Here is a 23,467-nt window from a genome sequence, read left to right as displayed (position 1 = left end):
CATAAAGATTAGCTGTCAAAATTAAAGCGTTGCGTCAATTTTTTGATATTACAATCAATGGGTTATCTATTGCTTGTTATGTTGCTACTTATGAGTGATAGACTGTTGATTTCTTGATGTTCGTCATAAAACAGACTTAATATTCATGATTTTAGGGGAGATGCTTATGATATTACTTTGTGATGAAAATTAAGTGCGCTATTATTTTTTTGGAATGAAGATCATATAAAATCAACACTTGTATAAAGGACTGCTATGCGAGTATTTCAAAAAATTGCGATAGTCATGTTAATTCTTTCTATTGGTACGCTGACTTGGTATCACTTTCGTGGAGACACTAAAACCATCACTATTAACCCCGATGTGTATCAATATTATGCGACGGATGATAAAAAAGTAGGAGGAGTTAGTGAGTCTGTTCTTGTTGATAAAGATGGTCGACCTAATTTAATTTGTAAGCTAAAAAAGGGCAATTATCCTTGGCCATATTGTGAAGCTGCAATCCATCTTTCAGATAGCATTTTTGAAGGGATTGATTTGTCTGGTTATTCTAAATTAGTGTTAGATATTGATTATAAAAGCACTGATCCTAATGGGCGTTTACGTGTTTACTTACGTAATAGTAATCCTGCTTATACAAAAAGAAATGATGCAGCGTCACTAAAATTTAATGGTATTGAATATGAACCTGGTTTTAATGCGGGTCCAAAAGAGATTACTCTCTCTGATTTTCAAGTCCTGACTTGGTGGATTGCCGATTATAAAGTCGCAGTTGAGCATGCGGCACCAGAGTTCTCTAATGTCTCTATTATTGAAATTGCGACCTCTTCTGGTGTTCGAGAGGGCGATTTTGAAATGACGATAAATAGCATCGAATTGCATGGGGCTTGGATAAAAGAGACAACATTACTGAAAAGTATTTTGTATGCATGGTTGGTGATGATTATTACTTATGTGTTATACGAACAAAAAAGGTTAAGTAAAAAGCTTAAGGCAAGTACTTATCGTGAAGGTCGTTTAAGAAAGCTTAATGATAATTTAAAAGAGAAAAATGTAGAGTTTGCAGAGCTTGCTCATCGTGATTCATTAACGGGCGCTCGTAATCGAAATGCAGTGAGGGATTGGTTAGAACGAATGGCTCAGCAAGTCCGTTGGGGTAAGCAAACCTTCTCTGTGATTTACATTGATATCGATTTTTTTAAAAAGATTAATGATAATTTAGGTCACCAAACTGGAGATGATATTTTAAGAGAGTTTGTTCTTGTGGTTACAGGTGCTATTCAGCGTACAGACTTTTTAGTTCGTTGGGGAGGAGAGGAATTTGTTGTCTTCTGCCCAAAGCACAATGCCGAGCAAGCAACAGAAAAAGCAGAGCATATTCGTAAGACCGTTGAACATCATCTATGGTGCCATAACGAGTTACTGACTTGCAGTCTAGGTGTTACAGAGATGAAAGATGAGCGTATAACGGAAGTGATTGCTCGTGCAGATGATGCATTATATAAAGCAAAAAATGCAGGACGGAATAAAGTAATTACAAGTGTTAATGTCACCGATGTTGATGCTAACTCACGGTTCATCAACTAGTCTAATAATTAATCACTGTTACTGAATTACGATAAAGCCTTATGGTAAATAATACGATAAGGCTTTATTTTATTCGATAGGAAGAGAGCGGTGATCAATCGGTTCTTTAGGACCTAAAAACTTAGCTTGGACATTGAAAATATAGAGATCAAGCATCGCTTTGGTTCTTGCAAGAACTTCTCTGAATCGAATTTTTCTGTTTGCCCATCCGGTAGGGGATGGAACCACTAAACAAACAGTATCCATATCAAAATGATTAGAGATAAAGACCGCACGTTCACAGTGAAATTTTTGAGTCACAATGGTTAAGCTGTTGGCATCAAAAATTTCTTTTGCGCGTTGGACTGAATCTAACGTTCTAAATCCTGCATAATCCAACGTAATATTCTCTTCTGGAATACCTGCCTCTAATAAATCCCTTTTCATCGTCCATGGTTCATTGTATGAGCGATGAGCATTATCTCCACTTAATAAAAAATGAGTAACTTTATTTTTCTTATAAAGCTTAATAGCTGCATCAATACGGTATTGATAATAAGGGTTTAATGTACGATGAATATATTTACTAGTGCCTAGAACCAATGCGGTTTCTTGAACTGGAAGTGCTTCAATATTTTGATATAACTGTGTTCGTGTTGAAAGTGACATATAAAAATCGGCAGCTAAAACAGAGGCGATAAAAATGATACTTATGATCGCCGTGATTTTTAACCACTTCTTAATGATGTCAAACACTGAGATTGTCATTATGCTTCAACTTAAATTAACGGTATTTACACTTGTCGATTTTTCTGTGCCCATGCACCAATTATAATAAAGGTCGAAAATACAATAGCAAGCATAAAGGCGGGTTGAATAGAGCGCAAAGCAGAACTGAGAATTGGGGATGCTTTGACAATAAGTAAGCCATAACCAAAGGCATTAATGCCAATAAAAGCGCCTGTACGAATTAGGAAATGTTTACCAGATAAAAAGGCTCTAACTGCGCGATTAATATCGCTACCAAGCATAACAAGCGCACAGGCAATCATTGCGATTGAGATGTCAGCTAAATAAGGAGTTAAATAACTTCCCATCGTATTAAAAAAAGAAATAATGTGATTCATGTAAAAAGCCTTTTTATAAAATAATAATTGCTAGCTATTCTATCTCTTATAGAACAGATAGTTAAAAAAAAACCAGAGAAATTTTCTCTGGTTTTGATTTTGGTGGAAGTTTTTAATTAAAAAGCAGTACGTTTGTAGCGACGATACACTGGTTTCCAGAAATATTGTTCAATTTTCTGGTGTAATGCTTCATCGGTGATCTCTAAAGCATAGCCTTGTTCAATCGCTTTTTTAGCAACAGCAAAAGCAATTTTTTTAGATACCGTATGAATTTCTTCTAGTGGTGGAAGAAGCGCACCAGAGCCGTTAATCGCAAGTGGAGAGCACTCAGATAATGCACGGCTTGACTCTTGTAGCATCTCATCAGAAACACGAGTCGCTTTAATTGCTAATACACCTAAACCAATACCTGGGAAGATGAAGCTGTTATTACACTGTGCAATTGGGTAGGTTTGACCATTGTGTGTTACTGGATCAAACGGGCTCCCTGTTGCGACTAATGCTTGACCATCAGTCCAACGAATAATGTCGTTTGGTGTTGCTTCTACACGACTTGTTGGGTTTGATAATGGGAATACAATTGGACGTTTACAATGTTTGTGCATCTCTTGGATTACTTCTTTACTGAACAATCCAGGAGCACCAGATACACCAATCAATACTGTTGGTTTAGCATTACGCATTACATCAACAAGAGAGTAGTTAGGTTCTTCAGAAACCCAATCTTTTGTATTTTCAGTTTTTTGAACTAAGCGTTGTTGGAAGTCAAGTAGGTTTGGCATGCCTTCTTGTAATAAACCCCAACGGTCAACCATGTAAACTTGCGAGCGAGCTTGAGCATCTGAGATACCTTCCGATACCATCTGGGCAATGATTGCTTCTGCAATACCACACCCTGCAGAACCGGCACCAAGGAAAGTCACACGTTGTTGAGCTAGTGAACTCCCCGCCGCTTTACAGGCAGCAAGTAGAGAGCCAACAGTAACGGCAGCAGTACCTTGAATATCATCGTTAAAGCAACAGATGCGGTTTTTATAACGCTCAAGTAGAGGCATCGCATTTTTTTGTGCAAAATCTTCAAACTGAACCAGAGCTTGAGGCCAGCGACGTTGTACAGCTTGAATGAAATCTTCAACGAAATCTTTATATTCGTCACCAGTAACGCGAGGGTGACGCCAGCCCATGTACATAGGGTCAGCAAGGCGTTGAGGGTTGTTAGTACCTACATCAAGAACGATAGGTAGAGTATGTGCAGGACTAATACCACCACATGCGGTATAAAGTGCTAATTTACCAATAGGGATACCCATGCCGCCGATCCCCTGATCACCAAGACCAAGAATACGTTCGCCATCAGTAACAACGATAACTTTTACATTTTGGTTTGCTGCGTTATTTAGCAGGTCATCAATGCGGTTTTTATTTTCATATGAGATGAATAAGCCACGGCCACGACGATAAATGTTTGAGAAGTTTTCACACGCTGCGCCAACGGTTGGCGTGTAAATAATTGGCATCATTTCGCTGATGTGATTTTGGACTAAGCGATAAAACAAGGTCTCATTCGTGTCTTGAATATTGCGAAGGTAAATATGCTTATCCATATCATTTTCAAAACTTTGATATTGCTTATAAGCACGACCAGTTTGCTCTTCAATACTTTCGATAGCTTCAGGAAGTAAGCCTTCTAAGTTAAAGTATTTGCGCTCAGTAGTGCTAAATGCGCTACCTTTATTTAGCAGAGGAGTACTTAGAAGTGCTGGGCCAGCATAAGGTATATATAGGGGACGTTTGTTGTTATTCATTGTTATGCTTCTTCAAATCAAGAATGAATCACAGATCCTATGCCTACTTAACGCAAATATCAAAGTGTGAATGAAAATAAAGTGCGAATACAGTCATGTTTTTATCAATCAAATCCGCTAAAGTAGTGAAATATTCTATTATTCTGCGGTTTATATGACTTTGTTACCAATTTGTGCCATACGATCTGAGTTTTCTGCTTCTATTCCACAGAAGAATTTAGTTATTCAATCTGAAACTGGGTCTGGGAAATCAACACATTTACCATTATGGGCTGCAGAAAAAGGGCGAGTATTGGTGATTGAACCAAGACGAATTGCCTGTACTGCTTTAGCTGAATATCTTGCGCAGCAAAATGGGACTGATTTAGGCACTGAAATTGGCTATGCAATCAAGTTAGATAGCCAATTTACTGAAGACAGCAAAGTAGTATTTGTAACTCCCGGCATTGCGTTAAAATGGTTTATGGAAGATAAGCTCGCTACGTTTGAGTTTATAATGATAGACGAATTTCATGAACGTCGTTGGGATACCGACATATTACTCGCGTTATTAAATAAACATAAAGCTCATCGTCTGATCTTAACTTCAGCTACGATAGAAAGTGGGCCGCTGGCCAAGTATGTTGATGCCGATGTGCTTGTTGCTGAAGGGCGCCAATTTACCGTGGAAGTGTCTCATATAGCAAGTCATTCACAGCAGATCCCCACGAGCAAAGACCTTGTACAGCGAGTTACAGATGCATTGCAACAAACTATTCTGAAGGGGGAGCCTGGGGATATTCTCGTTTTTCTGCCCGGGAAAAAAGAAATTATTCAATGCGTTCAAATTGCAGCAGCTAAATACCCTAATGCCCAAGTCATTCCTCTTTTTGCTGGTGTTTCAGATATACACCGTAATCAGGCGCTAACCTCATCTTCTCAGCAACGTATTATTTTTTCTACTAACGTAGCAGAAACCTCATTGACGATTCCTAATGTTACCTTGGTGATTGATTCTGGTTTGGAGCGAAGGACTCATCAGAAAAATGGGCGAACAACTCTTTCACTGCAAACGATTTCAAAAGCAAGTAGAGAGCAGCGTTCAGGGCGAGCAGGGCGCACTCAGGCAGGACGAGCCATTCGATTATTTGGCGAACATGCCCCATTAGAATCGATGACACCACCAGAGTTACAAAGGGAAGAGTTGGTGGAAGCAGTACTGGCTGCGGCAAGCTGTGGTGCTAAATTACGAGATATGCCCCTTCTTGAATCGCTACCTGAAAAATCACTCTCTGCAGCAGAAGACAAATTAAAGCTAATGGGGGCAATCGATTCTGAGCTCTTCATTACTGATTATGGTTTACGTTTATTCCCCTTACCCATTGATGCTCTTTTTTCACATATGATCTCAGTGGTCGAAGGTAAAGCAGAAAAAGAAACGTTGGTTGATGTAGTCGCGGGATTATCTGTATCAAATAAATTGTTTTCATTATCTAATTCAGAAATGGCGTTAGATGACGTGTTACGTTGGAATCCAAAGTCGTGTGATGCTGTAACGCTAGCTTCTATTATTCGCGGTCATGATTGTAATGGATTAATTATAGATGATGACTTGCGTAAGGAAGCACAAGCCCTTGCTATGCAAATTAGAACAGAGCTTCTACTGCCTGATTTAGATGCGAGTAGCCGATTAAAAAGAGATGAGGTGTTGCTTCAACTCGTTAAGAAGTTACCTGAGTTGGTGTATGTTCGTAGAGAAAAACGAAGAGAAGCGTTTGGGAATGGTAAGCAAGAAGTTGTCTTAGGACGACAGAATTATTTTTTACCCACTCATGAAGCCGCAATCGTATTGGATCAATTTTCTCTTCCAGGAAGAGGCAATAAAACCTTAACAATAGGAACAGCATTAGCGCCGATAGATTTGTCCTCAATTGTTGATACTGGACTTGCTGAGTGCCGTATTGGCGAGTGCATTAATGACAATCAAGATCTTAAAATTACGCATGAATATTATTATGCAAATCGACGATTAATGATTAAATATGTAGAGCCGACAGGGGAGAATGCAATTCCAGTAATTGTATCTCAAGTAATAGAAGGGATAATATTACCGTCATTTAAAGAGAAAAGAATGAACGAAATTGCCGCTTGGCAGCTTTATTGTCAACTTAATGGCAATAAATTGAGTTCAGTCGTGACGTTTGAATCTTGGTTTACATTACAACTAGAAGAGCTTGGTATTACGTCTTTAGAAGATATGACGTTATTTGATGAAACAGATTTTATATTTGATGGGATCCCTGAATGGGAGATATCTGATTTTATGAAAACCTATCCTCAACATGTTACTTTGCCGGATATCACCTTATCTGTTGACTATTTCCCACAAAGTAAGCGTATTTTACTGAATTATGTAAAAGGTCAACGAAAAGGGGATATTAAAAGGTGGGAGCTTCCAGTCTGGTCTGGTTGGCGGATTCAATATAAAAAAGCCAGTCGTAATATTGATGTTAAATAATTTAATAAGGTAAATTGGAATGTCGGTATGTATTTTGCTTGTCAATATAAAAAGGCAAGTTACTGACAAAGGTAAATTATGAACAAATGGATGCTATTGATTGCATTGACTCTACCCTTCATGACATCAGCAAAAACATTGAACCGTATTTCTTCGTATGAAGACAGTTATTTATTAGGAAGCTATACAGATAGCATTAATAAAGATGAATACATTAATGGTGGTTTTGAAGACGCTGATGGACTTCAGAATGTGGAAGTAAAGTTTCAATTCTCATTAGCGGTACCAATTATACCTATCAATAATACGACGGCATTTATGTTTTCTTATACGCAAAAATCGCTGTGGCAATTAGGCAACAGTGATATTTCATCGCCTTTTAGAGAAACAAACTATAAGCCTCAGTTCTTTTTAATGCATCAATCAAATATGCTGTTATTTAATAATGCAGAGTTTGGTTATATGCATGAATCAAATGGTCAAACATCAAGCTTATCTCGCAGTTGGGATCGCATGTACGGGGCATTAGAACGTATTGATGGTCCAGTTCAATATGGATTTAGAGCGTGGTACGTGTTTTCTGATGAAGAAAATAATGAAGATATTCTTGATTACTTAGGCCATTACGATGTGTGGATAAAAGCAGGTAATGATATTGGTGAGTTTAACACTCGTTTCCACTATAATTTTGATACAAACAAAGGTGGAGCAGAAGCCGGTTATACCCTTTATTTAAATAAATTTGTCGGTTTGTATGTCCAAGCGTGGAAAGGTTATGGCGAGACGTTAATTGATTATAACTATGATCAAACCCGTATCGGTTTAGGTATGAAGTTAATTCCGCCAAACTAATCGAAAATATTATTGCTGCGATATGACAAAAAGCTTCTATTCATGAAGCTTTTTTGTTTTTAAATTCCCCACTCTTTAATGATTATTTGGACTATGATGATGATCATTGCTATCAGTTTTAAATTGAATTACGATCGCGCCAGTTTTTTATTTGGGTACACAATATGATAATAATGATGTTGTTGAGTTTTGTAGTCATTGCAGCGGTACTGTGGTGGTTTTACAGCAGAGATAAAGCGACTTCTTTAAATCCTGTCTGGATGATATTTTTTGTTGTAATCAGCATGATTGTTATTTTTTCTTCTGGTTTACGCCCAGAGAAATTTGCTGTGAATAATAAAGCCATTACAGAGCCGTTAGGCCCTCTTTCTTATGAAGATAAGATGCGTCATTTGGAAGACCAGTTAAAAGAGTCTCCGAACAATGCAGATCTTTGGTTTGAAATTGGCCAAGGTTATTTACTTAATGGTGAACTAAAGCCAGCTAATATTTGTTTTGGTTATGCTATCCGTTTAACTGAAGATCCAACTGCTAATCAATATGCAGCAAAAGCAACTGCTCAATATTATTTACATTCTCAATTGTTTGATGAAGATGTCGAAGAGTTAGTAAAGAAAGCCTTAGCATTAGATGAATACAACCAAGCAGCATTAACTTTGATTGCTTCTGACCATTTTGTGAGTTTCCGTTATCAAAAAGCAATTAATGCATGGCAGAAGATTTTAGATTCAGAACGTGTTGATGTAGATAGAGTAACGATTATTAATTCAATTAACCAAGCGAAACAATTAATGCAAGCTCGTCGCTAGTTAAAGAGTTAAAGAGTTAAAGATATGAAAAAGCCGACATTTCTTTTGTGAAATGTCGGCTTTTTTGTTGGTGCTCACTAATCAGTTAATTAGATTTATTTAATTACTCTATTGGAGCGTAATCTTTAGACTCGCGTTCTTTCGCTTCATGTTCCCATTTCGGAACGACAGTTTCTAAGAAGTGTTTTTTCTCAGCTTCCATGCCTTCCATATCCATACCCAATGCTTTTTGTGCAGCTGCTTTAGTTGAAATGTCAGGAATAGCCACTGGCTCCGTGATGCCTTTTTTCGCTAACAGACGAATTAGTTTAGTTCGAGCATCTGCGGCTTTATCCACAGCAGTACCTAATACTTCTAAGGCAATTTCAGGTGCATGCATATGGATACCATGCGAAGCTATCGCGTAGTCCCAACGCCATTGAGCGTGACGGATATCTAACAAGATTGGTTCCATCTCTGTTTTGGTTGCGCCTGCATCCCATGCTGCACCGGCTTCAAAATGGGCCGCTACGATTTGACGCTCAGCGGTTAACTTCATTTTTAAAACTTGAGCTTTACGGCTTGCAACTACGCCTTGTAGCATTTCTTTTGATTGCGTGTGACAGCTCGCACAGGTATCTTCAAAGCGATCAAATGGGTTACCCACTTTGTGGTCGGTATAAACCGTGCCATCTTCATTCGTTACTTTTGGCATATGACAGTCAACACAAGTTACCTTGTTTTTTCCGTGGATGCCGTCACGCCATGTTTCATAGCCAGGATGTTGAGCTTTTAACATAGGGGCTTTAGAAACTTTATGAGTCCAATCGCTAAAGCCAATTTCGTCGTAGTATTCTTCCATTTCATCAACGCTCGTGCCTTTATCCCAAGGGAATTTAACCGCTTTGGTTTTCCCTGTGAAATAGTACTCAACGTGACATTGACCACAGACTGATGCTTGTTGATCTAAACGAGATTGGTCACCAAAAGGTTTACCAATCGCATCCATTGCACGTTCAACATGAGGTTTAGTAATCGCTAAAGCGGGTTCGCCATTTTTAAACTCCTCACTACGGGTATCGTGGCAATCGGCACAACCAATAGGGTTTTGGATTTCACTTCCAAGACGAGCCCATTTGCCAGAGAAGTAGCCGTCTTCGCCTTTTTCTTCGATCACTCGACCCACATCAGGGCTTTTACAGCTCCAACATGCCATTGGCATTGGGCCTGAATTGGCATCTGTAGGGCCTGCGGTACGTAGTGTTTCTCGCACATCATCTATAGCGTAAAAATGCCCACGGGCTTTGTTGTAGTCTTTAGCAAAACCATAACCTGCCCACATGATCACCATGTTAGGATCTTCTGCTAAGGCATCTTCAATTTGTACGCTGTCAGAGGTTGCTCGCCAAGATTTATATTGCTCAGCATGTTCTTTTGCATACGCTTCGTTACGAGGGTCAACTCGCTCAGTTTTTTCAGAGGCAGCAAAGCTGTGGCTACTCAGTAATAAGGTAGTCACCATGGCAATTGCAGCGGCTGAACGACGGGTCCATTGCTTTTTCACAGTTGATATCTCCAATATTCTTGTTATGAATTAGCCAAGCGTTGTGAGAGCGACTATCAATCAGAATTGGAAACATAATGAGTATATCGTAGATAAGAGGTGGTCATTTTTTCATCGGAGGTTGCATTGATTTACATCAAGTTACATAAGTGATCTATATCACCAATAAATACTTATACCTCCAAGGTGTTAATTTAAATGCATCTTATTAATAATGGTTCTTATTTACTTTAAATAACAGGGAGATAAGTTCACCTGCGTCATATCACAAAAGTGGTAGATAGATGCATTTTATAAGATACAATTTGTATTATCTCGATACATTTATATATAAACTGTCTCTGTTAAGCGTTGTGGCTAACTATCCAATGAGAATTGATTTCAATGAAGAGCTTATTTCTTCATCAATACAATAACTCATCCATTTTATTTTATGCGTCCAATCGTTGATGGATTTGACGGAAATAAAGTAGGAAAGGGAAGGATATAACATGGGCAAAGTTAATTTAGCCATAGCCACAATGTTGAAGCTACTCTTCGCATTTTGTCTCTATGGTTTGTCTTTCAATGTTGCTGCGGATGAATCGCCCCAAATAGAGGCTGACTCATCAAATCGACATGAAGTGACGTTAATTCGTGACCGAGATTACGCATGTACTCAATGTCATAAAGATGAAAAAGAAACACTTAAAGGTTCACACGGTGAAGAGTCATTTGCGACTCTTAAACGTGATGTGAACTGTATCGAGTGTCATAAATCAATTGGGCCTGATCACCGAGAAGGCGCTCCTCAAGTAACGAAATATTCTGCGGCACAATCAAAAGTAGGCACGGAAAAAGTGACCCTCTCGTTTGATGAAATTTTACAAGCTAATAGCCAATGTACTGATTGTCATACCTCAGAAAGATTACGTGATGATAGCTGGACGCATGACGTTCACGCCAAAAACTTAACCTGCTCATCTTGTCATATTGTGCATGGAGAAAAAGAAGCGGTACTTTCTTTTGACCATTCATCAAAGATAAAGATGTGTGTTGATTGCCACGCTGATTTTAATCAGAAAGAAAATAAGCTAGGAGAATAGTATGAGTTGTTCTAGACGAAATTTTTTAGCGGGTTCAGGTGCGGTTATCTTTACTACTGGAGTGGCGACTACCTCATTAATCAGCAGCAAAAAAACGCTGGCTTATTCGATGGAAGACGGCGCAAAACGCTATGGTATGGTGCATGATGAGACGGCTTGTATTGGTTGTACTGCCTGTACTGAAGCGTGCCGAGAAGTGAATAGTGTGCCAGAAGGCGTTTCTCGCTTAGAGATTATCCGTAGTGAACCTCGTGGTGAGTTCCCTGATGTCGATTATCGTTTTACTCGTAAATCATGCCAACATTGTGAGAATGCACCGTGTGTGATGGTGTGTCCGACAGGTGCTGCTTATAAAGATGAAGCCACAGGTATTGTTGATGTTCATAATGAGAAATGCGTAGGCTGTGGTTATTGTTTAGCGGCGTGTCCTTATCAAGTTCGTTTCTTTAATCCTGTTACCAAATCAGCAGATAAATGTGATTTTTGTCGTGAGACTAATTTAGCTCAAGGCAAACAACCTGCGTGTGTTGAATCGTGTCCAACAAAAGCACTGATCTTTGGTGACTTGAACGATAAAAACAGTGAGATTAATGCGGTATTAAACAATAGCGTATTTTATCGAGACAAAGTGGATCTAGGCACTAAGCCTAAGTTATTTAAGATCCCAAACCAAAAAGGGGAGATTTAAGATGAGTGCATGGGAAGCTGCGTTTAATTTTGACTCTTTAGTTTGGGATTGGATCATCGCGATCTATCTTTTCTTAGCTGGCATGTCTGCTGGTGCCGTTATGATTTCAATTTATTTGAAGCGTAAAGTCATCGAAGGAGATCCTGCACATAGTGGCATTATTAAAGCCATGGCAATTCTAGCGCCATTTGGCATCATTGTTGGTCTGTTAATTCTGGTATTCCATCTAACTAAACCGTTAGCGTTCTGGAAAATCATGATTTACTTCAACCCTACATCAGTAATGTCGATGGGGGTTATCTTGTTCCAAGTGTATATGGTTGTTTTGTTTGCTTGGATAGGGATAATTTTTAGAAAAGAAATCATGGGGTTCTTAAAAGGGAAGTTTGGTTTTATCGATACGATCTTGTTGAAGATAGAACAGTTTGAGAATGCATTAGAAATCGTGTTAGCGGTGTTAGCGATTATGCTTGCTGCCTATACTGGTTTCTTGTTATCTGCATTGCAAACTTACCCAATGTTAAATAACCCAGTACTGCCGATCTTATTCTTGTTCTCAAGTTTATCTTCAGGTGCTGCGGCGTGTTTATTGTTTGGAATTCTAGGTTTTGGCGAATCGAGCACAAGCACTTCAGTGAAGTGGATTCATAATTTCGAACGTCCAGTCGTGCTGTTCGAGTTATTTGTTTTAGTCACGTTCTTTACTGGATTAATCTTTAGCGGAGGCCAAGGTGAAGTTGCCGCTTGGGCTGCGATTGGTGGTGGATTTTGGGGTACCTGGTTCTGGGTTGGCGTTATTGGTTTGGGTATGATTGCACCGTTAGCCCTTAACGCTTTCGCACCAAAAGAAATGACACATGATAAAGGCTTTATCTTTGTTGTGACATCACTAAGTTTGCTTGGTGTATTAATGCTGCGAACGTTTGTTCTCTATGCAGGGCAAATGACCGTCGTATAATTTTGTATCGTCATGCTTATCTTAAGTTACTGCCTTTAGTTGTAATTCGGGTAAGTATGGCGTTTTTATTTTTATCGGGAGCAGTGGAGTCGTATGATTGCTGAAATAGGTCAATTTTGGTTAGTAGCAACGATGGTGTTATCTTTTGTTGCTTCCATATCTGCTATATATGGAATATTACGTTCTCAGAATTCTTGGGCTACGTTGATTTTTCCTCTCTCGATTCTTAGTACTTTATTTTGCTTTCTTTCCGTTTCCGCATTGGGGTACGGCTTCTATATTGATGATTTTTCTATTCGATATATTGCTGAGCACTCTAACTCTGCATTACCTGTGTTTTTTAAAATTGCGGCTATTTGGGGAGGGCACGAAGGCTCATTATTGTTTTGGGTATTAACCTTAACCTTATGGGCAGGTTTAATTACGCTAAAGAGAAAAACAATACAAACTGAATACGTTATTCGAGTGTTATTGGTGCTTAATGCGTTAATTGCTATTTTTTCAGCCTTTACTTTATTTGCTTCAAATCCTTTTATTATTTACGTTAATACGCCATTAGAAGGTCGAGATTTGAATCCAATGTTGCAAGATATTGGATTGATATTTCACCCACCGTTATTGTATTTAGGATATGTCGGTTTTGCTGCCACATTTGCTTTTGCGCTTGCTGCACTAATGATGAAAGACGTACCGCAATATTGGGTTAAACATGCAAGGCATTGGACACTACTAGCGTGGTCATTACTGACTATTGGGATCAGTTTAGGTTCATGGTGGGCATATTATGAACTTGGTTGGGGCGGTTGGTGGTTTTGGGATCCGGTTGAAAATGCGTCGTTACTGCCTTGGTTAACTGCTACGGGATTGCTGCATACTTTAATTGTGAGTGATAAGAAAAACCAACTAGTAAAAACGTCTATGATTTTATCATTAGTGACGTTTTGTTTAAGCATTTTAGGGACATTTGTTGTCCGCTCTGGAGTACTGACTTCTGTTCATGCATTTGCGGTGGATCCAACGCGTGGGATCATTCTGCTTCTGATCTTGTTTGTGGTTATGTTGGTTTCTTTGTCTCTGTATACATTAAAAAATAGGCAGTTAAATAGCCAATCTATTCGCCATTTTATCAGTCGTGATTTTCTATTTTTATTATTAGCGGGTTTATTTTCAATCGCCACAATTACGGTATTACTTGGCACATTTTATCCTATGATTTTCCAAATTCTAGGATTAGGAAATATCTCTGTTGGTGCGCCATATTTTAATTTGTTGTTTGTGCCAATGGCGATTGTTGCTTTGTTTATGATGGCGGTGTCAGTTTTTGTTCGTTGGGAAGGAAAGGCGACCAATACAAATGCGAAAAAGATTGTTATCGCAAGCTTAGTTTCTATAGTTGTGGGATTGGGGATATATCGTTTTCAATATGAAAATATAGCGCTTATTCCTAGTTTGGTTTGGGTACTGGCTTTGGCGGTAATCATGGGATCGGTGTGGTCACTGAAGCAATCTAAAGGCAAAGCGATAGGAATGGTTATTGCCCATATTGGTATTGCGATAGTGATGATAGGTGCGGCGATGAACAGTGAGCACTCTTTTGAGCGTAGTGCGAAAATGGAACCGGGTGTTACTGCAAAATTAGCTGATTATGAGATTAGTTATGTAGAAACTGATCTGTTGGTAGCTTCGAATTATACCGCAGAGCAAGCCAATTTAGTGATCCGTGAAAATGGTAAAGAAATAGCCATGGTTCAGCCGCAACGTCGTCATTACCAAGTGCGAGTGATGAACATGAGTGAGCCTGCGATGCATTGGTTTTGGCATGGAGATATATACGTGACGTTAGGTGAAAAATTAAAAGACGGCAGTTTCGCATTACGTTTACAATATAAAGCATATGTTCGATGGATTTGGTTTGGTTCTATTTTAATGGCGCTAGGCGGGATATTGGCAATGATAAAGCGAAAGAGTAGTAATAAATGAAGCCAGCAATAAAAATAGGATTGGCGATTGGAATATGCACAATAATTTTTAGTGTGTTATTTACAGGGTTAGAAACCAAAAAATCGAGCACATCGACGGCTATGGTGGGAGAGTTCGTACCGGCTTTTGAATTACCAGAAGTCATGGATACGTCGATATTATTAAATGAGTCTTTATTTCAACAACAGCCACTAACATTGTTAAACGTTTGGGCTGCGTGGTGTGGTATTTGTAAAACTGAACATCAGTTTTTACATCAGTTAAAAGAACAGGGCATAACCATCATTGGTTTAGACTATCGAGATGATCGCATTGCCGCTAAACAAGTATTAGAGCAGACAGGTTCGCCATATCAAGCGGTAATTTTTGATCCAAGAGGATCACTGGCAATGGATTTAGGCGTTTTTGGTACACCAACAACTTTCTTAATTGATCAGAACGGAGTGATATTGCATCGCTTTACTGGTGCACTTGATGAGAAAAAATGGCAACGTGAATTTGCTGATTTCTTTAAGGATAAATAATGAATAAATGGGTGAAAGTATTGCTATCAGTCGTTCTATTATTCAGCTCTGTATCAGTCCTAGCTAATCCTGATAATGGTTCAAGCCTGTTTGTTGGCGCGGATAAAGAGATTATTGAAAGTGTCGAGCTGTTTGAGTTTAATTCAGCTGATGAACAGAAGCGTTCCATCGATTTAGCGAAACAGCTGCGTTGCCCTCAATGTCAGAATCAAAATTTGGTAGAGTCAAATTCTCCAATAGCAAAAGACCTTCGTTTAGAGGTTTATCAACAAATAAAAGCAGGAAAGACAGATGAAGAGGTCGTGAGTTTCATGACTCATCGTTTTGGTGATTTTGTTTTATATGAACCGCCATTAAATGCGAAAACCTATGTGCTTTGGCTATTGCCGTTATTGTTGCTTATTGGTTTTGGCATTATGGCGGTTAAATCAGTGAAGAAGAATCGTAAAGAGTAAACTCAGCTTGCTAATGCAGCTGGTTCAGCTTCATAAGACCATTCAACACAGTATTTTGCTAATATTTCTAGTGAGTCTAAGCACTGGGTTGGTGATGTCATATTTTGTTCAGCTAATGCCACTGGAATTTCAGTACAACCAAAAATAACTGCTTCTGCACCTTGGGCTAGCATATCCTCAAACACAGGTAACATCATCGTTTTCCCTTTCTCAACATTGCCAGCTTTTACTTCGTAAATTCCTGCCATTACAGCTTGTTGTTGTAAATCGTCAGTTTCAATCACATCGATATTAAATTGGTTGAGCTTTTGTTGGTACATTCTGGCTTTTATGGTTGCGGTTGTTGCTAATAATCCAACGGTTTTATGTTTACGTATTTGAGTTTCTTGTACAACACTATCAATGATACTAATAGTATGGACATGACTAGTCGCGCTTAACTGTGGATACCAATAATGTGCAGTATTACACGGGATAACAATACATTCTGCGCCAGACTTTTCTAACTGGTCAAAACTGTGTTTTAGTTCTGGGTAAGGATCTGTACCGTGTCCCATGATAAATGCGGTTCTATCTGGGATCTGTGGAACACTACTTACCACCATTGGAATGTGTTCTTGGTCATTATGTGCTGGTGTTTGAGTTATTATTTTCATCATAAACTCAACCGTTGCCAATGGCCCCATACCACCTAAAATACCTAATTTCTTATTCATAATATTATTCCTTCAATATGTGTATTTATGAGAGTTAAAGAACGATAGGAGCAAGTAAGAATCCAAAGCCAATGGCGACAACCATACTTTAAGCTTGTTTGAATAAATCATGTCAGTCGTTATGGTTTTTGTTAAATGCTAAGAATTATAGATGTATGTCAAATCGGCATAGCCGAAATGGTAAAAACTAGAATCAAGTCTCAGTAAGTCGTTTTTTTGGATGATTTCTATACGTTTGATATGAAATTGTTCTCTTTGAAAGCGATTTATTAGAGTTATCTAGCATAAAAATATTATGAAAATCGTAATAATGCATTTTAGGAATAGTGATGTTTATCCTTTTAAAGGGCAGTGAGAAAATGGCATGAATGTAGAAAGTAAATGGTTAGAAGATTTTTTAGTATTGGCAAAAGTGCGTAACTTTTCTCAAGCTGCAGCATTAAGGAATGTAACTCAACCAGCGTTTAGTCGACGAATACGTTTATTAGAAGATACCGTGGGGGCTGATTTGATTGATCGAAAAAGTAAACCGATTGAGCTGACTCCTAGTGGTAAATTATTTCGTATCACGGCACGAACATTGATTAACCAAATGATGACAGGCATTAGCCAAATATCTGATTTATCGAGACTTGGCGGCAATGTTGTTCAAATAGCGGCAGCGCATTCGTTAGCAACGAGTTTGATTCCTAAAATTCAAAACGCATTACCAGAGAGCGACTACAAGCCTATTTTGAGTGTTGAAGCCATCGATGTAGACCAAGCAACGAAAGAACTAAGGGAGGGGGCATGTGATATTTTGTTGGCGTTTGATGATGAGATTCTAAGACTGCCGCCTTATCAATCTCAATTAATTTCTAAAACTGAATTATTACCAGTGAGTGCTTGTAATGAGCATGGGGAAGCGATTTTTAATTTTGATAGTGGAGACGCGTTACCATGGTTAGCTTATAGTTCAACTTCCTACATGGGTAGGCAAGTTGAAATTGTGAGAGATCAAGTTCAGTTAACGCCCATTTTTTCGTCATCAATGACAGATATGTTGAAACAGTTAGTTTTGAATAACCAAGGGATAGCTTGGCTTCCTGCTTACAGTATTAAAGAAGAGCTAAAACAAAAAAAAGTCGCAATTATTGGCGAACCAACATTACGACTCTCTATTGAGTATTACGCTTACCGTTACCAAGCTAGGTTACATCCAGCAGGCGAAAAAGTGTGGAGTATTCTTTGTGATATTGAGTTTTAATTATCAGCTATTGGTTCTTTATCAAAGCGAATAGTTGGAACACAAAGAATTAGAATGGAAGCACTGACCATTGAAGCAATAAGGTCTGTTGGCCAGTGCATACCAAGCCATATACGGCTGAAGCCAACCCCCACGGCCCAAGTAATGACGATAGCCGTTAAAATATAATGTTTATGACGTAATAAAAACCCGCCCCAGAATAAAACACAAATAGCAGCAAAAATAGTATGTCCAGATGGGAATGAATAGTTTGTTCCCTCTTTCCATTGTTCGATACGAGCAGGACTAACAATCTTGTCTGCTTGAGTAATAAGAGCTTCTCTATTACTTTCTTTTAATGCATAGAAGCTATCTGTGCTATCAATTAAATTAACTTGAACTAACGCTTGGGTATAAGGGCGAGGGATTTCTGTTACTGCTTTAACGCCAATTTTTAGCATTAAACTTAATACTAAAAGGATTGCAAACTGCGCATACAGAGCACATAACTTCTTTATCGATAATCGCTTGATAATGGGAATACTACAGAATATCGCTGAAGTTAGAAGAAACATAGGGGAGCCCGCAGAGCGACTTAACCAACCCACCGCTTTGCTTCCCATATTTGATAAAGGGTCAAATAAATTAGGTGTTGGTACAATTAAAAGTACTATCAACATAGTTAAAATAAAAAGAAAGAAAACAGCGAGTTCATAGGTGCGGTATTTAGGTAAAAAAGAAAATAACATAGCAATTCATTTAATAAAATTAAGTAGAGGTAGTGTACTTTATTTGATTTATTGATAGTCAAAACAAAGTAAGGAAAATACGGGAAACATAGAGCTATAACTCTAAGGTGTAACAAAAGGTTTCAACAAAGAAGGCTTTAATTTTTACAAATCTATTTATTTATATTAACCATTGTCAGAGTATTTTTAAATGTTCGTCAAAAAAACACTGGTCAGATTTCTGACACAAAAACATATCAATACACTCAGCGCATTATAGAAAAAGAACCGAAATACTAAGACATCCTTTTAGTAAAAGAGTTCGAATCTTTTCACTGCCATTAGCGGATATGAAGTAAATGATGAACACACCTTTTTCTCGCACACTGTTAGCAACAAGTACATTATTAGTTAGCGCAACTTCTTTGGCTGCTGGCTTTCAAGTCAATGAGCACTCTGCGACAGGTTTAGGCCGAGCATTCGCAGGGGAGGCTGTTATTGCGGATAATGCATCAGTATTAAGCCGAAACGCTGCGGCAATGATGATGTTTGATAAAGATGCTTTCTCTATGGGAATGACGGTCGTTCAACCCGATGTTACCGTTAAAAATGGCACTTATAATCGCCCAAATGGAACGATTAATGTAGGTGTTGATTTAAATAAGAATGTAACATTTGATTCAGCCTCTGTCGGCTATGATTCTGTAAATCTAGCTGATGTAGATGGTATCGCTCCTACAGCTTTCGTGCCTAATTTTTATTATATACACCCAGTTAATGAGAAGTTTGCTGTGGGTGTTGCGGCATACTCTAATTTTGGTACAGGTACTGAATTTGAATCTGACTATGCAGCCCCGATTTTTGGTGGGACAACGAAAGTCCAAAGCATGAACTTAGGATTAAGTTTGGCTTATAGAGTCAATGAGCATTTAAGTTTCGGTGGTGGGCTTGATATAATTTATGGCATGGGTGACTTATATCGAGATGTTGATGGTGATGTAACGATTAATGTTGATGCTCCACGCCCAATTCCAGATCAAAGTATGAGCTTTAGTGGAAAAACAACAGCCGTTGATATCCAAGCTACAGGCGTTGGCCTTGGGGCTAATATCGGGATGGTGTATGAAGTCAATGATGGAAATCGCTTCGGTTTAAGCTATAAATATAGCCCAGAGATAGAAGCTACAGGCGACGTATCTTTCATGAAGCAAAGTTATGATGCCGTATATTTACCATTACCAGATATTGCTGAGTTTTCAGGCTTTCATATGATCACAAATAAAACTGCCATTCATTATAGTATTCAATGGGTTGGATGGTCAGCGTTTGATAGTATTGAAACAGAAAGTGCGACAGTGAAAGAATACAACTGGAAGAATTCTTATCATTACTCAATTGGTGCTACTCATTATTTAAATAATAAATGGACATTACGTACCGGTTATATGTATGACCAAACTCCGGTAGATGAGTTAACTTCAATTTCTATTCCTGATTCTGATCGTCAGTGGTTCTCTGCTGGATTTACATATAACTGGAGTTCAAATACTGCATTGGATTTTGGTGTCACCTATCTATTAGGTAAAGATGTAGAAGTTCATGAGGTTGTTGATGAGTCTCTTCCTGCTCCATCTGTCACTGCGATCACACACTCAGACGCTGTGCTAGCTGCAATACAATTAAGTCATACTTTCTAGTTTAATTCATAAAACTGATAAGTCGCTCAATGAATATAGACTCTACTAGTATAGAGTCTTTTTTTTGTTTAGAAATAATGGTCTAATTACGCCTCACTTTTCTTTTGGTATCAACATGGACCTTCTTATTCGTCGAGCAAAAGAGCTTGATCTTTTCCGCTTAAATTCAATGATGTATCAGTTACATGATGAACATCATCAACAATGCCCTGACTTATTCAAAACAGCATCAGAAATACAAGAAGAAAAAAATATTGCGCACTATTTAGATGACCCTGAATGCATGGTATATGTAGCTGAATTGAAAGGAGAGGCTATTGGTTTTGTTACGGGACATTTTTGTGAATTAGTGTCCACAGTAAGCAAACCAGTGACGATGGCAACTATTGATGAACTGTATGTTGAATCAAAAGTTAGGCGAGAAGGAATCGCAGAAAAATTAATGGAACGTATCGAAAAAGAGCTAAAAGATTATGGGGTGAAGGAGGTTTTTGTTGAAGTATGGAATTTTAATCAATCAGCATTAGCGTTTTATCACCAACAAGGATTGAATGAGCATATTCATTATTTACGTAAATCGATTAAAGAGAGTGGTGCATGAATAAGTTTTTAGCTTGTTTCTTATTCTTATCGACTTTTTTTTCATTACCAACTCTAGCTAATGAACTCTCTTTATCTAAAGGTGCGGTTTGTGTTGTTGATGATGGTTTTAGAGTTGTTCTTATTGAAGAGCTTATTACAGGGAAATTATCATTACCTGGTGGTTCAATTGATGAGGGAGAAAGCGCAAAAGAAGCTGCCGAGCGTGAAACATGGGAAGAAGCAGGTCTTGTAGTTACGGCAACTGATGTCTTGTGTCAAGATGAAAAGGCAACGATTTTTCGTTGCGTTAGTAATTCTGATATTGTCGCTTTTGATTTACAAACAACGGATGGCTTTTTTCGAATACCTTCTTGGTTTGCTCCACATTACGGCATAGAGACAGAAGCTGTTTATCTAACAGAACCGTATAAAGTGAACCCTAAAAAATACCGTTATCCTGAGCAGCTAGAACAATTGAAACAATGGTTTGCGAAACCGATAGACAATGGGAGTAATGTCGTTTGGGTAACTAATTTAGTTGATCAAGCTTCAGGTATTCATCAGTATGAATTGAAGCTACTGATGTCATTGCGTGAGAGTATTAATGCGCTACCTTCTATTATTAACGTGACTGTTAAAGTTTTTTTCACATTTATAAATGAAACCGGGCAAGCAGCCTTCTTTTATTTTTTAGTTGTTGTCGCTTTAGTTTATTTTGGAAGAGAGTCTGCGTTAACATTATTGTTCAGTATTGTCTTTTCGATAGTATTGAGTGAGTTAGCAAGGCAAGGATTGAATTTACCTCGACCGTTTTTTTATGTTCCACAATTGCAATTAACTTCAGCAAATGGATTTGGAATGCCTAGTATGCAATCTATGCTTTCTACTGTTGTTTATGGAACTTTTTATCTTGCTTTGAAGAGAAATAAAGTTGAAGCTTCGACACTTAAGCTCTTTGTTCAAGTGTGTGTGCCTTTATTTATCATGCAATCTATTGCGCATGTATGGTTAGGCGTACATTTCTTGAGTGATGTTATCGTTGGGGTTTTGTTAGGTATGATGGTTGTTTACCATTTTTCAAGTATACAAAAGAAGCATGGAGATTTATTGTATCGAGTAATGGGAAGTATTTCATTTTGGTTATTAATGGCGATTATCACTAGTGGTATAGCGTTTATTATGTTCCATATGAATTATTTGTATGTTGCAGCGTTATGTTGGGGAACAACCCTTGCGCTTGTGTTGAAAAAAGAGCAGGCTATATTAAATACAACAAAAGGTCGTTTGATTGCGTTTTGTTCTATTATTACGTTGATGTTGGTGTTCCGTTTTGGTACTTACGAGCTGTTAGCCGCTCTTCCTTCTAGGAGTATTCTTGTGCTGACAATAAAAACTATCGCGAATTTTATGCTTATGTTTGTGATCATAATTTTTTCAGCATGGTTATCAAAAAAATTGAAGATTCAAAAGAAGTAATACCAATTCCAGTAATTATCTGTTCATTCTTACTGGTTAAATCACTTAAAAATTAGTATTGTAGAATAACTACTTATAAGAATTTTTGCCTTATTTTTAAGCGATTTTTCTGCGTAAAAATAGATCATTTAATTAATTGTATTGGTATTAGAAAAACTTTTCGGTACAGTCTGATTTTACCAATTACCTGCAATATCTGGAATTTCAATATTCACCTTGCTTCCTTTTTTGTACCACCTCATATCTGTTTCTAGGAGTAAATTAATGCAAAAGCGATTATTTTCAATAGCATCAATAACTAAGTAAACACCATCAACACCGATATATTTTTTTTCGACTAGAAACTCCGTTAAGTGTTCAGGAGCTTCAATCCATATTTGACGATTATTTTCTTTTTCTATAAATTCAACGATATCTGCGACACCGGTGACAATACCAGATAATGAACGACCTCCAGTCATATCTCCAAATTTAAAGGATTTCTCTATATTAACTTTATCCCCTACCTTTAATTGACCTAAGGTGGTTAGTTCTAGTGCATCATTTATATCAAAACGTACGATACTTTTATCAGTGTGAACCACTGTAAGACGAACTCCGTTAATTGCTATTAATTCTCCTGAAGTCACTCCCTCTAATATATCTTCTGGAAAAATGATATCGTGGCTTTGGAGATCAGCATCTATGGGTAACAAAGAAACACCATGAAGGCTTTGAAATTTAGCTCCTTTATCTATATTTTCAACTGTACCGACTCCTTGAACATTACCTTTAAACATAAAGAATACCTTTTATTTAAGTAAGAGAGAAATATTTGTTATGAATCAGTTATTCAATGTTGGGTTTGCTCGATTCATGACAATGGACTCTATATAATAGTGAATTAAAATTTTAACTACACATATATAATTGATATTAATTCGTTTATTTATAACGAATTTAATTTTTGTCAATGATTTTATTACAAATTTAGCTACATTATTACTGTAAATTATTGCAGGATGCTTACTAATACCAATTCAGATAAGTAGTTATTTAGATAATTACTGGAATTGGTATTATGACACAGCTATAATCGATTTTAGCAAGCAAGAATGACCAAATATTTATGTGGATTGCTATAATGTTGTTTTCTAATTTTAAAACCATTAGTG

21 protein-coding genes are annotated in these 23,467 nt (G+C 37.8%); 14 read left to right on the top strand and 7 right to left on the bottom strand.

The window, feature by feature from the left end:
* Positions 1-255 precede the first annotated feature (255 nt).
* Positions 256-1,587, top strand: coding sequence for a GGDEF domain-containing protein (locus BTO22_RS07605; RefSeq protein ID WP_105054974.1), 1,332 nt, complete (start codon positions 256-258; stop codon positions 1,585-1,587).
* A 69-nt stretch (positions 1,588-1,656) separates the two neighbouring features.
* On the opposite strand, the gene BTO22_RS07600 is transcribed toward BTO22_RS07605, so the two are convergent.
* The 3 genes from BTO22_RS07600 to BTO22_RS07590 all read right to left on the bottom strand — a co-directional run bounded on the left by BTO22_RS07600 (position 1,657) and on the right by BTO22_RS07590 (position 4,498).
* Complete coding sequence (locus BTO22_RS07600) at positions 1,657-2,334, bottom strand: SanA/YdcF family protein (protein ID WP_105054973.1); 678 nt, start codon at positions 2,332-2,334, stop codon at positions 1,657-1,659.
* Positions 2,335-2,360: 26 nt separating this feature from the next.
* A complete protein-coding gene (locus BTO22_RS07595) occupies positions 2,361-2,693 on the bottom strand; it encodes a DUF3392 domain-containing protein (protein ID WP_105054972.1) in 333 nt (110 codons plus the stop codon).
* Positions 2,694-2,809: 116 nt separating this feature from the next.
* Entirely contained in the window at positions 2,810-4,498 is a 1,689-nt protein-coding gene (locus BTO22_RS07590; RefSeq protein WP_105054971.1) for an NAD-dependent malic enzyme, read from the bottom strand.
* A 154-nt stretch (positions 4,499-4,652) separates the two neighbouring features.
* Between BTO22_RS07590 and BTO22_RS07585 the strand changes: the two genes are divergently transcribed.
* The 3 genes from BTO22_RS07585 to BTO22_RS07575 all read left to right on the top strand — a co-directional run bounded on the left by BTO22_RS07585 (position 4,653) and on the right by BTO22_RS07575 (position 8,656).
* A complete protein-coding gene (locus BTO22_RS07585; RefSeq protein ID WP_105054970.1) occupies positions 4,653-6,995 on the top strand; it encodes a helicase-related protein in 2,343 nt (780 codons plus the stop codon).
* Between the two features lie 78 nt (positions 6,996-7,073).
* Entirely contained in the window at positions 7,074-7,847 is a 774-nt protein-coding gene (locus BTO22_RS07580) for a phospholipase A (RefSeq protein WP_105054969.1), read from the top strand.
* 164 nt (positions 7,848-8,011) lie between these two features.
* The gene (locus BTO22_RS07575) at positions 8,012-8,656 is read left to right on the top strand and encodes a heme lyase (RefSeq protein ID WP_105054968.1); all 645 of its coding nucleotides are present in this window, start codon (positions 8,012-8,014) and stop codon (positions 8,654-8,656) included.
* Positions 8,657-8,759: 103 nt separating this feature from the next.
* Here BTO22_RS07575 and nrfA read toward each other — a convergent pair whose 3' ends face one another.
* A complete protein-coding gene (gene nrfA, locus BTO22_RS07570) occupies positions 8,760-10,199 on the bottom strand; it encodes an ammonia-forming nitrite reductase cytochrome c552 subunit (RefSeq protein ID WP_105054967.1) in 1,440 nt (479 codons plus the stop codon).
* Positions 10,200-10,690: 491 nt separating this feature from the next.
* Here nrfA and nrfB point away from each other — a divergent pair, with 491 nt between their 5' ends.
* From nrfB to nrfF, 6 genes are all read left to right on the top strand, one after another.
* Positions 10,691-11,284, top strand: a complete 594-nt coding sequence (gene nrfB, locus BTO22_RS07565) for a cytochrome c nitrite reductase pentaheme subunit (protein ID WP_105054966.1) — start codon at positions 10,691-10,693, stop codon at positions 11,282-11,284.
* 1 nt (position 11,285) lies between these two features.
* Positions 11,286-11,972, top strand: a complete 687-nt coding sequence (nrfC, locus tag BTO22_RS07560; RefSeq protein ID WP_105054965.1) for a cytochrome c nitrite reductase Fe-S protein — start codon at positions 11,286-11,288, stop codon at positions 11,970-11,972.
* Between the two features lies 1 nt (position 11,973).
* Positions 11,974-12,930 (top strand): cytochrome c nitrite reductase subunit NrfD, encoded by a 957-nt coding sequence (nrfD, locus tag BTO22_RS07555; RefSeq protein WP_105054964.1) that lies wholly within the window; start codon positions 11,974-11,976, stop codon positions 12,928-12,930.
* A 93-nt stretch (positions 12,931-13,023) separates the two neighbouring features.
* Positions 13,024-14,910 (top strand): heme lyase CcmF/NrfE family subunit, encoded by a 1,887-nt coding sequence (locus tag BTO22_RS07550; RefSeq protein ID WP_105054963.1) that lies wholly within the window; start codon positions 13,024-13,026, stop codon positions 14,908-14,910.
* The gene (locus BTO22_RS07545; RefSeq protein WP_105054962.1) at positions 14,907-15,434 is read left to right on the top strand and encodes a DsbE family thiol:disulfide interchange protein; all 528 of its coding nucleotides are present in this window, start codon (positions 14,907-14,909) and stop codon (positions 15,432-15,434) included. The genes BTO22_RS07550 and BTO22_RS07545 overlap by 4 nt, the downstream gene beginning before the upstream one ends.
* Positions 15,434-15,889, top strand: a complete 456-nt coding sequence (gene nrfF, locus BTO22_RS07540) for a heme lyase NrfEFG subunit NrfF (RefSeq protein WP_105054961.1) — start codon at positions 15,434-15,436, stop codon at positions 15,887-15,889. The genes BTO22_RS07545 and nrfF overlap by 1 nt, the downstream gene beginning before the upstream one ends.
* A gap of 2 nt (positions 15,890-15,891) precedes the next feature.
* On the opposite strand, the gene BTO22_RS07535 is transcribed toward nrfF, so the two are convergent.
* Positions 15,892-16,605 carry an aspartate/glutamate racemase family protein gene (locus tag BTO22_RS07535; RefSeq protein ID WP_105054960.1) on the bottom strand — a complete coding sequence of 238 codons (714 nt, stop codon included), beginning with the start codon at positions 16,603-16,605 and terminating at the stop codon, positions 15,892-15,894.
* A gap of 364 nt (positions 16,606-16,969) precedes the next feature.
* On the opposite strand from BTO22_RS07535, the gene BTO22_RS07530 reads away from it, so the two are divergent.
* Positions 16,970-17,851 (top strand): LysR substrate-binding domain-containing protein, encoded by an 882-nt coding sequence (locus BTO22_RS07530; protein ID WP_105054959.1) that lies wholly within the window; start codon positions 16,970-16,972, stop codon positions 17,849-17,851.
* Here BTO22_RS07530 and BTO22_RS07525 read toward each other — a convergent pair.
* Entirely contained in the window at positions 17,848-18,579 is a 732-nt protein-coding gene (locus BTO22_RS07525; RefSeq protein ID WP_105054958.1) for a phosphatase PAP2 family protein, read from the bottom strand. The genes BTO22_RS07530 and BTO22_RS07525 overlap by 4 nt on opposite strands.
* Positions 18,580-18,920: 341 nt before the next feature.
* On the opposite strand from BTO22_RS07525, the gene BTO22_RS07520 reads away from it, so the two are divergent.
* The 3 genes from BTO22_RS07520 to BTO22_RS07510 all read left to right on the top strand — a co-directional run bounded on the left by BTO22_RS07520 (position 18,921) and on the right by BTO22_RS07510 (position 22,313).
* On the top strand, positions 18,921-20,255 hold the full coding sequence (locus BTO22_RS07520) for an outer membrane protein transport protein (RefSeq protein ID WP_105054957.1): 1,335 nt from the start codon (positions 18,921-18,923) through the stop codon (positions 20,253-20,255).
* Positions 20,256-20,370: 115 nt separating this feature from the next.
* Positions 20,371-20,856 carry a GNAT family N-acetyltransferase gene (locus BTO22_RS07515; RefSeq protein ID WP_105054956.1) on the top strand — a complete coding sequence of 162 codons (486 nt, stop codon included), beginning with the start codon at positions 20,371-20,373 and terminating at the stop codon, positions 20,854-20,856.
* Complete coding sequence (locus BTO22_RS07510) at positions 20,853-22,313, top strand: bifunctional NUDIX hydrolase/phosphatase PAP2 family protein (RefSeq protein WP_105054955.1); 1,461 nt, start codon at positions 20,853-20,855, stop codon at positions 22,311-22,313. The genes BTO22_RS07515 and BTO22_RS07510 overlap by 4 nt, the downstream gene beginning before the upstream one ends.
* Positions 22,314-22,489: 176 nt before the next feature.
* On the opposite strand, the gene BTO22_RS07505 is transcribed toward BTO22_RS07510, so the two are convergent.
* Positions 22,490-23,092, bottom strand: a complete 603-nt coding sequence (locus BTO22_RS07505; protein ID WP_105054954.1) for a riboflavin synthase — start codon at positions 23,090-23,092, stop codon at positions 22,490-22,492.
* Positions 23,093-23,467 lie beyond the last annotated feature (375 nt).

The organism is Aliivibrio sifiae (assembly GCF_002954705.1).
In the GTDB taxonomy this organism is placed as follows: Bacteria; Pseudomonadota; Gammaproteobacteria; order Enterobacterales; family Vibrionaceae; genus Aliivibrio; species Aliivibrio sifiae_A.
This window is presented reverse-complemented; position numbering and strand designations above follow the sequence as displayed.

Bases quoted from the DNA above. Each gene is read 5' to 3' on its own strand.
- BTO22_RS07505 (WP_105054954.1), bottom strand. From the start codon at position 23,092: ATGTTTAAAGGTAATGTTCAAGGAGTCGGTACAGTTGAAAATATAGAT.
- BTO22_RS07510 (WP_105054955.1), top strand. From the start codon at position 20,853: ATGAATAAGTTTTTAGCTTGTTTCTTATTCTTATCGACTTTTTTTTCA.
- BTO22_RS07575 (WP_105054968.1), top strand. From the start codon at position 8,012: ATGATAATAATGATGTTGTTGAGTTTTGTAGTCATTGCAGCGGTACTG.
- nrfC (WP_105054965.1), top strand. From the start codon at position 11,286: ATGAGTTGTTCTAGACGAAATTTTTTAGCGGGTTCAGGTGCGGTTATC.
- BTO22_RS07605 (WP_105054974.1), top strand. From the start codon at position 256: ATGCGAGTATTTCAAAAAATTGCGATAGTCATGTTAATTCTTTCTATT.
- BTO22_RS07600 (WP_105054973.1), bottom strand. From the start codon at position 2,334: ATGACAATCTCAGTGTTTGACATCATTAAGAAGTGGTTAAAAATCACG.
- BTO22_RS07545 (WP_105054962.1), top strand. From the start codon at position 14,907: ATGAAGCCAGCAATAAAAATAGGATTGGCGATTGGAATATGCACAATA.
- BTO22_RS07530 (WP_105054959.1), top strand. From the start codon at position 16,970: ATGAATGTAGAAAGTAAATGGTTAGAAGATTTTTTAGTATTGGCAAAA.
- BTO22_RS07595 (WP_105054972.1), bottom strand. From the start codon at position 2,693: ATGAATCACATTATTTCTTTTTTTAATACGATGGGAAGTTATTTAACT.
- BTO22_RS07515 (WP_105054956.1), top strand. From the start codon at position 20,371: ATGGACCTTCTTATTCGTCGAGCAAAAGAGCTTGATCTTTTCCGCTTA.
- nrfD (WP_105054964.1), top strand. From the start codon at position 11,974: ATGAGTGCATGGGAAGCTGCGTTTAATTTTGACTCTTTAGTTTGGGAT.
- BTO22_RS07580 (WP_105054969.1), top strand. From the start codon at position 7,074: ATGAACAAATGGATGCTATTGATTGCATTGACTCTACCCTTCATGACA.
- BTO22_RS07525 (WP_105054958.1), bottom strand. From the start codon at position 18,579: ATGTTATTTTCTTTTTTACCTAAATACCGCACCTATGAACTCGCTGTT.
- BTO22_RS07585 (WP_105054970.1), top strand. From the start codon at position 4,653: ATGACTTTGTTACCAATTTGTGCCATACGATCTGAGTTTTCTGCTTCT.
- nrfB (WP_105054966.1), top strand. From the start codon at position 10,691: ATGGGCAAAGTTAATTTAGCCATAGCCACAATGTTGAAGCTACTCTTC.
- BTO22_RS07535 (WP_105054960.1), bottom strand. From the start codon at position 16,605: ATGAATAAGAAATTAGGTATTTTAGGTGGTATGGGGCCATTGGCAACG.
- BTO22_RS07520 (WP_105054957.1), top strand. From the start codon at position 18,921: ATGAACACACCTTTTTCTCGCACACTGTTAGCAACAAGTACATTATTA.
- BTO22_RS07590 (WP_105054971.1), bottom strand. From the start codon at position 4,498: ATGAATAACAACAAACGTCCCCTATATATACCTTATGCTGGCCCAGCA.
- nrfF (WP_105054961.1), top strand. From the start codon at position 15,434: ATGAATAAATGGGTGAAAGTATTGCTATCAGTCGTTCTATTATTCAGC.
- BTO22_RS07550 (WP_105054963.1), top strand. From the start codon at position 13,024: ATGATTGCTGAAATAGGTCAATTTTGGTTAGTAGCAACGATGGTGTTA.